Consider the following 13,391-nt stretch of genomic DNA (forward strand, 5'->3'; position numbering starts at 1 on the left):
CCAAGCTAATGTCGTGGGTTCGATTCCCATCACCCGCTCCATAATGGGCCTGTAGCTCAGCTGGTTAGAGCGCACGCCTGATAAGCGTGAGGTCGATGGTTCGAGTCCATTCAGGCCCACCATTCCTGTTTTGGAGAAACGATGAATGAAAATTATTCCGCAGTAGCTCAGTGGTAGAGCTATCGGCTGTTAACCGATCGGTCGTAGGTTCGAGTCCTACCTGCGGAGCCATTTTTTTCTGGGGAAGTACTCAAGTGGCTGAAGAGGCGCCCCTGCTAAGGGTGTAGGTCGTGTAAGCGGCGCGAGGGTTCAAATCCCTCCTTCTCCGCCAGAAAGCCTTGCTTTTTGGCCCGTTGGTCAAGCGGTTAAGACACCGCCCTTTCACGGCGGTAACACGGGTTCGAATCCCGTACGGGTCATACTAAAAAGAGTGCTGCATCATGCAGCACTCTTTTTTTGTCATTCATTCTAGAGGTTCTTCACAAAACTAGGTGATTTATTTCATTCCTTAGATTTGTACTAGTAGCAGTAAGAAAGGGTTAAAGGATTTTCATCATAAGTTGAGATCTGTTTAAAGGATTCAATCTACGCGGCTGCACCATTTTAATTTAAAACAAAATGAACTAAATTCTATACCTGGCCCCTGAAATCAAAACCGAAATGGCCTGTTTTTAGCCTCACTTGTCTATTTTGTCTGTCTATTCTATAAAAAACACTTACATTCGTACACGTTGCATCCCTTAGTATGTGCTTTCTAGAATTACTATCCTAAAAGCGACTGTTACTATCCGCTCGCACCATCTTATTAACCGGAAACCATGTTTTACTCTCCGAAATAGGTGTCTTATTATCTTTCGGCTTTTAATTGCGTACTTAATTACAAATGGAACAACATTTCATATTTAGAACAAACAATCTTTATATACTCGATTTTTCTCAGGACTTTCATTTATCGAGGATTCGGCAAACATCAGAAAAAAAGAAAAGCAGATCATAATCTAGAATGTGATTTCACCATTTCAAAGATTATACTAGCATTGTCAATGATAAAATGATTGGTTTAGATAATACGTGACAAAATCATAGTTAAGAGGGATATAAACAAAACTTTGAAATTCTCAATGTGCCTCACTAAATCATGTGAAAACTTAAAAGGAATTGAAGTTCTCACCATCGAATCATTATAAGGACATCTTAATTCAGTTTTCCCTTGAAGCAAAATTTCATCTATTGCACCTCTTTTATTTTTCTCAGCATTCACGTCTTAGAATCCGGTCAATCCATCCTTAGACATATCCGAAATTATCCAGAGACAGACCTCATCTAAAATAAACGAACTGCAGAAAATGCTCCATAATAATTACTAACAATCAATCTTCCTCTCGTTTTAAAAAAAATTATAAATAATATAAATTTCCAGGTTTCATTTTCTTAAATTAATGGTAAAGGTAATGTAATTAAAGCTAAACTAGATTCTTCGTGGTATTCGTGAATTTTTTTCAACATACTATTCGACAAAATAACATGCATTTGTCGAAAGAAGTGTTTTTTTAAAATAACTTTTGCGCAGTGATGTATTTTCATTTTCTTGAATTATATCCAGTATTTTCTCGTATATTTCGAAATTTTTAGTATAATTGCCTGATACCAATTCCGTTAAATTCTCCTATTCATATGTTTTTTTTATTCTCTAAATTCGACAAGTATAATTTCCTGAAAAATGAATAATGATTCATGTAAATTCGTGTCAATAAGTAGAAGCGCTTTCAAAAAAGGTAATTCTTCCTTCTGCTTGAATATAGAATTAAGATTATTTTATGTAGAAAGGGTGATGATGAATGAATCTGGCTACGCCAACTGATTTTGAGATACATCTTTTCCATGAGGGGAATTTGTTTAAGGCTCATGACTTGTTTGGTGCACATAGCAGTGTACGGAATGGTGTTTGCGGCACTGTGTTCACAGTTTGGGCTCCGCATGCGCTGGAGGTTCGGGTTACGGGTGATTTTAATAACTGGGATGGTTCGGATCATCATTTGGAAAGAGTGAACAATGAAGGAATTTGGTCTGCTTTTATTCAAGATTTGAAAGAAGGAGACTTGTATAAATACGAGATTATTACAAGAAAAAATGAAAAAATTTTAAAATCAGATCCATTTGCTTTTTTTTCTGAAGTTAAACCAAATACTGCTTCGATTGTATATGATTTGGCAGGGTATGAGTGGAACGATCAGAAGTGGCAAAAGAAGAAGCGTCAAAAAGAAATTTATGAGCGTCCGATGTTTATCTATGAGCTGAATATTTGTTCATGGAAAAAGAAAGAGGACGGCAGTGTTTATACATATTTGGAGCTTGCGGATGAATTGATCCCATATATACTTGAGCATGGTTTTACCCATATCGAGCTGCTGCCTATCATTGAACATCCTTATGATCGTTCATGGGGCTATCAGGGAACAGGGTATTATTCTGCAACAAGCCGTTATGGAACGCCGCATGACTTAATGAAATTTATTGACCTTTGTCATCAAAGCGAAATTGGGGTCATTATGGACTGGGTACCTGGCCATTTTTGCAAAGATGCCCATGGACTCTATAATTTTGACGGTGAGCCGACGTTTGAATATGAACGTTATGAAGATCGGGAAAATGAGGTTTGGGGAACTGCCAATTTCGATTTAGGCAAACCTGAGGTTCAGAGTTTCTTAATTTCAAATGCTTTGTTTTGGCTTGAAAAATATCATATTGACGGTTTTAGAGTAGACGCTGTAGCTAATATGATTTATTGGCAGAATACAAATGAGCTTCACGAAAATCCATTTGCTGCCGATTTTTTGAGAAAATTGAATGAAAATGTTTTTGCTTATGATCCTGCAGTATTAATGATCGCAGAGGATTCAACAGATTATCCGCTTGTTACGTCCCCTACCTCTGATGGAGGGCTTGGATTTAATTATAAATGGAACATGGGCTGGATGAACGATATTTTGAAGTATATGGAAGCGTCACCAGAGGAACGGAAACACCTGCATCATAAGGTTTCATTTTCTTTGATCTATGCGTTTACAGAGAATTTCATCCTGCCTCTGTCACATGATGAAGTAGTTCATGGCAAGCGCTCATTATTAAATAAGATGCCGGGTGATTACTGGCAAAAGTTTGCACAATATCGCTTATTGCTCGGATATATGCTGACTCATCCAGGCAAGAAGCTGCTTTTTATGGGCGGGGAATTTGCCCAGTTTGATGAGTGGAAAGACCTTGAGCAGCTTGATTGGGTGCTGGATGAGTTTGAAATGCATCAAAAAGCGAGAGTGTATGTGAAGGAAATGCTTGCAATCTATAAGAAGCAGCGCCCGCTGTATCAGCAAGATCATTCACACAAAGGGTTTGAATGGATCGATGTGAACAACTCCGATCAAAGCATTTTTTCTTTTATCAGAAAGGGAGCTAATCCAAACGAACAGCTTGTTGTTGTCTGCAACTTTACTCCTCAAACTTACCATGATTATAAAGTCGGTGTTCTGATTGATACGAAATACATCGAGATCCTAAACAGTGATGATACGTTATTTGGAGGATCAGGCCAGGTTAACAAAAAAGATCTTAAAGCACAAGAAGGCGTATTTCACGATAAGCCTTATCACATATCTATGACAATTCCGCCATATGGAATTTCCATTTTACGCGCAGTTAAAAAACGAGAGGAGACAATCAACGATGGTGAAAAAAAAGTGCGTCGCAATGTTATTGGCAGGAGGAAAGGGTAGTCGTTTAAGTTCTTTAACGCAAAACTTGGCAAAGCCGGCTGTGCCATTCGGAGGAAAGTACCGGATCATTGATTTTACATTAAGCAACTGCTGTAACTCTGGTATGGATACAGTAGGTGTTCTTACACAGTATCAGCCGCTTGTTCTGAATTCTTATATCGGGATCGGCAGTGCTTGGGACCTCGACCGAAAAAATGGGGGAGTCACTGTACTGCCTCCATATGCTGAATCATCAGAAGTGAAATGGTACAAAGGAACAGCAAGCGCCATTTATCAAAATCTTAATTATCTGAAGCAGTATGATCCTGAGTATGTGCTGATCTTATCAGGTGATCATATTTATAAAATGGATTATTCAGCTATGCTGGATTACCATGTTGAAAAAGATGCGGATGTTTCAATTTCTGTTAAAGAAGTCCCTTGGGAAGAAGCTAGCCGATTCGGAATTTTAAATACAAATTCAAATCTTGAAGTCATTGAGTTTGATGAAAAGCCTCAAAACCCTAAAAACAACCTGGCTTCCATGGGGATTTATATTTTCAAATGGTCAATTTTGAAAGAGTTTTTAGAAATGGATGAACGGAGCCCATACTCAAGCCATGATTTTGGAAAAGATGTTCTCCCACTGCTTCTAGATGAAAAGAAAAAACTTGTGGCTTATCCATTTAAAGGCTACTGGAAAGATGTAGGAACGGTTAAAAGTCTTTGGGAAGCGAATATGGACCTATTAAATGAAATACCAGAGCTGGACCTCTTTGATAATAGCTGGAGAATCTATACTGTAAATCCAAATCAGCCGCCGCAGTATTTATCTGAGGGCGCAGAGGTAACAGAGTCTCTCGTCAATGAGGGATGTGTGATTTATGGCACGATTCATCATTCCGTTTTATTCCAGGGAGTTACAGTTGGACAGCATTCATTCGTGAAAAATACAGTTGTCATGCCTGACGCAGTAATTGGCAACAATGTATATATCGAAAATGCGATTGTTCCCTCTGGTTTAGTCGTGCCGGATGGCATGGTCATTCGTTCGGATAAAGATATCGAGGAAGTCATCCTAGTAACGGAAGAGCTAGTTGAGCAAACGGCAGAAGCCTGATTTAGTTTGAAGATGTGCGGTCATCAAAGAATCAATTTTAATTTCCGATAAAAAACTATTTCGAGAGGTGGATCAGCAATGAATCATAGGATGCTGGGAATTATTGATGCAACAACGTATACAAGTGCAATCGAGGACTTGACGGTAAATCGGTCGATGGCTGCTATTCCATTTGCAGGACGCTACAGATTAATTGATTTTGTATTATCCAATATGGTGAATTCAGATATTGAGAGTGTAGCGATTTTTCCAAAATATCAATATCGTTCGTTAATGGATCATTTAGGATCCGGGAAGCAGTGGGATTTAAACAGGAAGCGTGATGGGCTATTCTTTTTCCCATCCCCGCATTTAAATGATCAGTACAATGAGTTCGGATCGATTCGCCAGCTGTCAGATCATATTGACTATTTCTTGAGAAGCAATCAGGAATATGCGGTCATTACGAACAGTTATACTGTCTGTAATATTGATTTTAGGGACGTTCTCGCACAGCATGTGAAAATGGGATGTGACATTACAGAAATCCGTAAAGACGGCCAGCCTCTTCACATGTACTTAATGTCTACAAAACTCTTGCTTAACTTAATCTATGATAATAATCAAACAGGCTTTAAAACGATTGCGCAAGTAATTATGGACAACACGCACAAAATGAAAATTTGCGATTATGCGTTTGAAGGCTATGTAGCCATTATTGATTCGATTGACAGCTATTACCGTCATAGTTTAGAAATGCTGAAGCCGGAGGTTTGGCAGCAGTTATTTATCCAATCACGTCCAATTTTAACGAAGGTAAAAGATGAGCCGCCTGCCAGACACGGACAGAATGCGATTGTGAAAAATTCGATGATCGCCAACGGCAGCGTTATTGAAGGACGTGTGGAAAACAGCATTATTTTCAGAGCTGTACATATTGGCAAAGGCACTGTCATAAAAAATAGCATTATTATGCAGAAGTCTCAGGTCGGAGAGAATTGTCTGCTTGAAAATGTCGTTCTGGATAAAGATGTGAAGGTTGGTACGGGCATTGAATTAAAAGGGTCTGCCGAGCTGCCGATCGTCCTTAGAAAAGGAACTGTACAAGGAGCGCTGATGAGCTCGTGAAAGTATTATTTGTCGTATCTGAATGTGTCCCATTTGTAAAATCTGGGGGATTAGCCGATGTTGCTGGTGCGCTGCCAAAAGAATTGAAGCGGCTTGGAACGGATATTCGCGTCATTTTGCCAAAGTACGGACAGATTCCGGAAAGATTCCGCTCAAAAATGAAAAAAGTCAAAGAGATTGTTGTTCCAGTCGGGTGGAGAAGACAATATTGCGGGATCGAACAGCTCGAATTTGAAGGAATCACGTATTATTTTATCGATCATGAATATTATTTTAAGCGTGACTCTTTATATGGCCATTACGATGATGGGGAGCGTTTCTCTTTTTTCTGCAGAGCCGTGCTTGATTCAATAAAAGCAGTGGATTTTCAGCCTGATGTGATTCATTGTCATGACTGGCATACAGGTATGGTCCCATTTTTATTAAAAGAAGAGTATGCTTCTCAATCATTTTACGAAAATATGAAAGCAGTTTTTACAATCCATAATCTTCAGTTCCAAGGGATATTCCCGCGAGACATTCTGCATGATTTGTTAGGACTTGATGATAAATATTTCAATTCTGATCAATTGGAGTTTCATGGTTTCGTAAACTTTATGAAAGCTGCACTGGTCGCTTCAGACCTCATTACTACCGTAAGCCCGACTTACAAGAATGAAATTCAGACTCCATACTACGGAGAACACCTTGATGGACTGCTGCGTGTTAAGGAAGCATCTCTTATCGGCATCTTGAATGGAATTGATGACACAATCTATAACCCTAGTGAAGATTCATACATAGCGGTGCCATATGATGAAAATACAATGCAGAACAAAGCGAAAAACAAAAAAGCTCTCCAGAAAATGTTTGGACTTCCTGAAAAAGAAGATACGCCTTTACTGACAATGGTTACCCGTTTAACAAAGCAGAAGGGTCTGGATTTAGTTGAGCGGGTTCTTCATGAAATCCTTCAGTCTGATATTCAGATTATTATTCTCGGCACCGGCGAGAAAAAATTCGAAGACTTCTTCCGGCATATGGAATGGCTTTTCCCTGATAAATGCAAAGCATACATCGGGTTTGATGAGCCGCTTGCACATCGTATTTATGCAGGTTCAGATTTCTTTCTGATGCCTTCTCAGTTCGAACCATGCGGACTTGGCCAGCTGATTGCCCTGCGCTACGGTTCGATCCCAATTGTTAGAGAAACGGGCGGATTAAACGATACAGTAACGTCATATAGGGAAGATACGGGTGAAGGAAATGGTTTTACGTTCACCAATTTTAATGCTCATGATATGAAGAACACGGTTGATCGGGCCTGTACAGTATATAAAGATAAAAAAGTTTGGAACTGCCTTGTCAAAACAGCTATGAAAGAGGACTACAGTTGGGCACAGTCAGCGTTTAAATACAACCAGCTATATGCTGATTTGATGACTAGGAGTGGGAGTCATGTTCTCTAACAAAGAGGATTTTAAGGACAGTTTTCTTAAGCGTTTGGAAATGATGTATGGCAAGAAATTTGACGAATCCACAAAACGCGATCATTACCAAACGCTTGGAAATATGGTCAGAGAACATATCAGCAGCAACTGGATTACGACAAACGAATGGAACCGTGTAAACAATAACAAGCAGGTTTATTACTTGTCCATTGAGTTTCTGCTTGGAAGACTGCTCGGTCAAAACCTACTAAATCTAGGCATTCGTGATGTCGTGCATGAAGGCTTTGCTGATCTTGGAATCAACCTTGAGGAAATTGAAGAAAGCGAAGCAGATGCAGGACTTGGCAATGGCGGCCTCGGCCGTCTTGCTGCGTGTTTTCTTGATTCACTGGCTTCTTTAAACCTTCCTGGACACGGTATGGGCATTCGCTATAAGCATGGTCTATTTGATCAGAAAATTGTAGATGGCTACCAGGTGGAATTACCTGAACAATGGTTGAGGCACGGGAATGTTTGGGAAGTCCGCAAGCCCGATCAGGCGATTGAAATTGCATTTTGGGGCAAAGTGGAACATTCTTCAAAGAATGGAAAGCTAGTGTTCCGTCATGTTCATTCTGAAAATATTATGGCCGTGCCATATGATATGCCGGTTATTGGATTTGAAACGAGTACAGTTAACTCATTAAGGCTATGGAGTGCAGAACCAGCTCCCAATCCTCCGCACCGGGATGTTTTGGCTTATAAGCGTGAAACTGAAGCTGTATCAGAGTTCTTATATCCTGACGATACACATGATGAAGGGAAAATTCTAAGACTGAAACAGCAGTATTTCCTTGTATCTGCAAGCTTGCAGTCCATTATTCGTTCTTATCGCAAGAAGAATAATAATCTACATGATTTTCATAAGCATGTCGCCATCCATGTGAATGATACCCATCCGGTTCTTGCAATTCCTGAGCTGATGAGGATCCTGCTTGATGAAGAGAATATGGAATGGGATGAAGCGTGGCATATCACGTTTAATACAATATCTTATACGAATCACACGACACTATCAGAAGCGCTGGAAAAATGGCCGCTTCACATCTTTAAGCCGCTGCTTCCAAGAATCTATATGATCGTCGAGGAATTAAACGAAAGATTTTGCAAGGAATTGTGGAATCGTTTCCCAGGCGATTGGAAGCGGATTGAAAACATGGCAATTATCGCTCACGGCGTTGTCAAAATGGCTCATTTAGCGATTGTCGGAAGTCACAGTGTGAATGGCGTTGCAAAAATTCATTCTGACATCCTGAAAAATCGGGAAATGAAACTATTTCATCAAATCTATCCTCAAAAGTTTAATAACAAAACGAACGGAATCACTCACCGCAGATGGCTGCTGAAAGCAAATCCTGAACTGACCAATCTTATTACGGAAACAATCGGGACTGACTGGATTAAAAATCCTCATCTCATGATTGAACTGAAACGTCATATTTATGATCCTCTTTTAAAAGAAGATTTTGGGACAGTTAAACGGAAACGAAAATTGATACTTGCGGATCTTATTGAAAAGAATACGGGAATATCTGTTGATGCGCATTCTATTTTTGATGTTCAGGTCAAACGTCTGCATGCATATAAGCGACAGCTGCTGAACGTTCTCCACATTATGTATTTGTATAATCGATTAAAAGAGGATTCAAATTTCACAATCCATCCGAGAACTTTTATCTTTGGAGCCAAGGCATCACCAGGCTATTATTATGCGAAAAAGATAATTAAGCTTATTAATTCGCTGGCAGATAAAGTGAATGGTGATCCAAAAGTGTCTCAGATGATCAAAGTCATTTTCATGGAAAACTATCGCGTTTCACTGGCTGAGTACATTTTTCCAGCGACAGACGTGAGTGAGCAAATTTCAACTGCAAGTAAAGAAGCCTCTGGAACAGGAAATATGAAATTCATGATGAACGGTGCTCTTACAATGGGAACATTGGACGGAGCAAACATCGAAATCATGGAAGAGGTCGGGAAAGAGAATATTTTCACTTTTGGATTAAAGGCGGATGAAGTCCTGAATTATTATGAAAATGGCGGATATCGATCGACCGAATATTATCATCATGATTTACGGATCAGACAAGTGATCGATCAGCTGACAAACGGCTTCTTTCCTGATACTGAAGGAGAATTCGAAGCAATTAAAGACTCCCTGCTGTATGAAAACGATCAATACTTTGTGTTACGTGATTTTGCTTCTTATATAGATGCCCAGGAACAGCTTGAAATAGGTTATAAAAATCAGGATAAATGGCTTGAAAAAGCGCTGCTTAACATTGCCCATTCTGGCTATTTCTCTAGTGATCGGACGATTAGGGAGTATGCTGAGAGTATATGGGATATACAGCCAATTTCAGTTTTTCAATGAGGGACCCGCAGATGTGCGGGTTTTTTTGCTGTCTTCGTTTAAAAGAATTGAGCGATCCAAGTGGTGTGTTTTTTGCGGAAAATTGTCTAATCGTAATAAATTTTTGTCATAAAATGTGATTTTCGGGCATATAAGCAGGAGTATGATAAAAGAACTAGAAAAGTGAAAAAACCTTAAATAAAAAACGCATGGGAAAACCATGCGTTTAGATTAATAAGCAGATAATTCAACTATTCCTATTAACGGTTATCCCCATCAAGCAGTCGTCCAAGTCCTCCAAGGATGCTGCCTTCCCCTGATGATTGGCCGCCGGCGCTTGGAGCATTTGAGAAAATGCGATCGGCAAGGCGGCTGAATGGAAGAGATTGGACCCAAACTGTGCCAGGACCTTGTACTGTCGCGAAAAATAATCCTTCGCCTCCGAAAAATGCTGTTTTGACTTTTCCTACATATTCAACGTTGTACTGAACCTCTCTTGTCATGGCAACGATGCAGCCGGTATCAATCTTAAGTCGTTCTCCAGGTGCAAGCTCACGTTTATGTATCGTACCTCCAGCATGAAGAAAGGCAAGACCGTCGCCTTCAAGTTTTTGCATGATAAAGCCTTCACCGCCAAAAAAACCAGTGCCTAATTTCTTCTGAAAATCAATTCCTACCGAAACACCTTTAGCTGCACATAAGAAAGCGTCTTTTTGGCAAACGACTTTTCCATGCATTTCTTTCAAATCAACAGGAATGATCTTCCCTGGGTAAGGAGCTGCAAATGAAACCTGCTTTTTACCTGCACCTGTGTTTGTAAACACAGTCATAAATAAGCTTTCACCAGTGATTACACGTTTTCCTGCACCCACTAATCGGCTCATAATTCCTTTTTGAGCAGATCCATCTCCAAAAATCGTTTCCATGTCTATGCCATCATCCATCATCATCATTCCGCCGGCTTCGGCAACAACACTTTCGCTTGGATCAAGTTCAATTTCTACAAATTGCATGTCATCACCGTAAATCTTGTACTCAATTTCGTGTGCATTCATAATTGCTCACCTCTTTCATCTTTTCTGAAAACATTCGTCAAAAAGAAAGAAAACCCTTCTGTTTTCCAGATATAATAAATAGTAGATCATCGTTTATAAGGAGGTCGGGGTTCATGCCTGTAATAAAAGTCAGTACTGTAATAAAAGCACCAATAGAAGTCTGTTTTGACCTTGCCAGAAATGTGGATATACATACTGAAACGACGAAGGCTACGAAAGAAAAAGCTGTTGGAGGTGTAAAATCCGGATTGCTCAAAGCGGGGGATACAGTCGTATGGGAAGCTGTTCACTTTGGCATTAAACAGAGACTGACTGCTAAAATTACAGATATGGACAGGCCCTACCAATTTACTGATATTCAGATTAAAGGAGCATTTCACTCCTTTACACATACTCATACTTTTATCAAGGCAGGAAATGAAACAGAAATGATGGATCTATTTGAATATAAGTCTCCATTTGGCTGGATTGGCATTGCAGCTGATTGGCTATTTTTAAAGCGATATATGAATCAATTCCTTTTTAATCGGGCTGAAGAGCTAAAAAGAATCGCGGAGACAAGGTGAAAGAGTTCCCAGCAGGGGAACTCTTTATTATTCACTATAAGGTTCTTTTTCTGATGCAGGCAAATCACCAAAAGGAGTCATCAGACCTTCTTCATCTAATGAATGCTCATATTGTCTGTGCTGAATATTAGGATATACGGTCACGTTTTTACCTTCGATGTCCGTGGCAGCAAAGTTTTCATAATCCTCAACGTAACCAGTCGGATCATCATTCTCCATGTATACGTCATTATAAGAATCTACAGGATACTCAAGATCAGAAGGTGTTTCAGAGTTTCCGTAACGCTCTACATCCTGATATGTGTCTTCAGCATCATATGCTACAGAATCACTTTCATCATATTCAAATTGTCCAAATGCAGGAGCTAAAATGCTTTCTTCAATTGGTCTTGTACGCGAAATCGCCTGCTCTGGTGAGTGTTCTTTACAAGTCGTTGCAGTTGGCAGCACTTCAAGTCGTTCTTTAGGAATGTCTGTACCGCAGACTTCACATACACCATATGTCCCTTTTTCAATTGCAGCAAGTGCACGATTAATATCACTTAGTTCTTCCTCAACATGTTCATTAAGTGCAATATCTTTTTCACGTTCATAAAGCTCGGTTCCTTCATCTCCAGGATGGTTGTCATAGCTTGAAAGCTCTCCAGTTGAATCGTGGCCAAAGCTTTGTTCGAGTCCGAAATGTTTGTTTTCCTGTAAATGCAGCTCAATTTCTGATTTTCTTGCATCAAGCTGTGAGCGAAAAGCAGCTATTTGGTCGCTGTTCAGCATGTAATCCACGCTCCTTCCTAATGAAAGTAAGTATCTTCCTCTTTGTAGTATGAACAGAAACAGCTATTTCATGATTGTAAAAAATGCACAAAAAAACACGGCCAATTAGACCGTGTTAAATCATATATTTAGTCACAAAAATTGTTGTTTTACGCAGTTAAACACAATAAATACGATTGAAAACTATAAAAGGGCCTAAATCATATAGCTTAAAAATAAGCCTAATGCAAGTAAAAAACCAAACTGGATATTTGTTTGTGCTGTTGCTTTCATTGCCGGCATCATTTCTATAGGAACTTTCTTGCCAACGAACTTTTTAACAGCACCATATGCTTTTGGTGTGCTGATCAAGACTAGAAGAGTCCAGAATGATACATGACCAAGTGCTATCATTATTAAAATGACAGCGTAGGAAGCAGCAAACATTGAAGCAAGAAAGATAATCGCATTTTTGCGTCCAATTAAAATAGCAAGTGTTTTCCGCCCATTTTCTTTATCGCCATCAAGATCGCGAATATTATTTGAAAGCATGATGTTTCCGACAAGAAAGGCTATAGGGATGGAAATAATAATGCTGATTGCTGATACTGTTCCTGTTTGGATGTAATAAGCAATTAAAATAATCACCATGCCCATAAAGAAACCTGCAACAAGCTCTCCAAATGGGGTGTATGCAATTGGCAATGGTCCGCCTGTATAAAAATAGCCTGTAGCCATGCAAACTAATCCAATTACGGCAATCCACCATGTGGAGGTCATGCAAATGTAAACACCTAATAAAGCAGCGATTCCGAAAAAGGAAAATGCCAGATTTAATACTGTTTGCGGCTTAACTCCATTTCTTACAATGGCTCCGCCAATACCGACAGAATTTTCATTATCAAGTCCTCGTTTAAAGTCAAAATATTCATTGAACATGTTGGTTGCAGCCTGAATTAAGATGGATGCAATCAGCATAGCCAGAAATAATAAGATATGAATAGAGCCTTCATTTAAAGCAAGAACCGTCCCGATCGTAACGGGTATGAACGCTGCAGATAAAGTGTGCGGACGAAGGAGCATCCACCATACTCTCCAGCTTTTATCCGGTTTGATGGAAGGCATATTATGTGTTGTAGATTGTGTGTGCATCTAGATTTCTCCCCTTTTTGTAAAACAGATGGAGCAAGTTTGCTTCCCAAAATTAAGTGTAGGAAATTTA

General features: G+C 39.5%; 9 protein-coding genes and 4 tRNA genes. 10 read left to right on the forward strand and 3 right to left on the reverse strand.

The features are described from left to right. The first annotated feature begins 45 nt into the window (after positions 1-45). The 9 genes from CYJ36_RS05630 (at position 46) to CYJ36_RS05670 (ending at position 9,819) form a co-directional block, all read left to right on the forward strand. Positions 46-122 (forward strand) — tRNA-Ile (locus tag CYJ36_RS05630). A gap of 34 nt (positions 123-156) precedes the next feature. Further along, a tRNA-Asn gene (locus CYJ36_RS05635) sits at positions 157-231 on the forward strand. A gap of 9 nt (positions 232-240) precedes the next feature. After that, a tRNA-Ser gene (locus tag CYJ36_RS05640) sits at positions 241-331 on the forward strand. Between the two features lie 16 nt (positions 332-347). Further along, positions 348-419, forward strand: a tRNA-Glu gene (locus CYJ36_RS05645). Positions 420-1,838: 1,419 nt separating this feature from the next. Then, entirely contained in the window at positions 1,839-3,770 is a 1,932-nt protein-coding gene (gene glgB, locus CYJ36_RS05650; protein ID WP_101565719.1) for a 1,4-alpha-glucan branching enzyme, read from the forward strand. Beyond that, positions 3,724-4,869, forward strand: a complete 1,146-nt coding sequence (locus CYJ36_RS05655; RefSeq protein WP_101566489.1) for a glucose-1-phosphate adenylyltransferase — start codon at positions 3,724-3,726, stop codon at positions 4,867-4,869. The genes glgB and CYJ36_RS05655 overlap by 47 nt, the downstream gene beginning before the upstream one ends. 78 nt (positions 4,870-4,947) lie before the next feature. Next, entirely contained in the window at positions 4,948-5,976 is a 1,029-nt protein-coding gene (locus tag CYJ36_RS05660; RefSeq protein WP_101565721.1) for a sugar phosphate nucleotidyltransferase, read from the forward strand. Further along, a complete protein-coding gene (glgA, locus tag CYJ36_RS05665) occupies positions 5,973-7,424 on the forward strand; it encodes a glycogen synthase GlgA (protein WP_101565723.1) in 1,452 nt (483 codons plus the stop codon). The genes CYJ36_RS05660 and glgA overlap by 4 nt, the downstream gene beginning before the upstream one ends. After that, positions 7,414-9,819, forward strand: coding sequence for a glycogen/starch/alpha-glucan phosphorylase (locus CYJ36_RS05670; protein WP_101565725.1), 2,406 nt, complete (start codon positions 7,414-7,416; stop codon positions 9,817-9,819). The genes glgA and CYJ36_RS05670 overlap by 11 nt, the downstream gene beginning before the upstream one ends. A gap of 239 nt (positions 9,820-10,058) precedes the next feature. Here the strand turns inward: CYJ36_RS05670 and CYJ36_RS05675 are convergent, their stop codons facing one another. Then, complete coding sequence (locus tag CYJ36_RS05675; protein WP_101565727.1) at positions 10,059-10,853, reverse strand: TIGR00266 family protein; 795 nt, start codon at positions 10,851-10,853, stop codon at positions 10,059-10,061. Between the two features lie 113 nt (positions 10,854-10,966). Between CYJ36_RS05675 and CYJ36_RS05680 the strand changes: the two genes are divergently transcribed. Beyond that, the gene (locus tag CYJ36_RS05680) at positions 10,967-11,419 is read left to right on the forward strand and encodes an SRPBCC family protein (RefSeq protein WP_101565730.1); all 453 of its coding nucleotides are present in this window, start codon (positions 10,967-10,969) and stop codon (positions 11,417-11,419) included. Between the two features lie 27 nt (positions 11,420-11,446). On the opposite strand, the gene CYJ36_RS05685 is transcribed toward CYJ36_RS05680, so the two are convergent. Further along, positions 11,447-12,190 carry a TraR/DksA C4-type zinc finger protein gene (locus tag CYJ36_RS05685; protein WP_101565732.1) on the reverse strand — a complete coding sequence of 248 codons (744 nt, stop codon included), beginning with the start codon at positions 12,188-12,190 and terminating at the stop codon, positions 11,447-11,449. 195 nt (positions 12,191-12,385) lie between these two features. Continuing rightward, positions 12,386-13,321 carry a 1,4-dihydroxy-2-naphthoate polyprenyltransferase gene (locus tag CYJ36_RS05690; RefSeq protein ID WP_101565733.1) on the reverse strand — a complete coding sequence of 312 codons (936 nt, stop codon included), beginning with the start codon at positions 13,319-13,321 and terminating at the stop codon, positions 12,386-12,388. Between the last annotated feature and the right edge of the window lie 70 nt (positions 13,322-13,391).

Source organism: Bacillus sp. UMB0893 (assembly GCF_002858905.1).
Lineage (GTDB): Bacteria > Bacillota > Bacilli > Bacillales > Bacillaceae > Bacillus_P.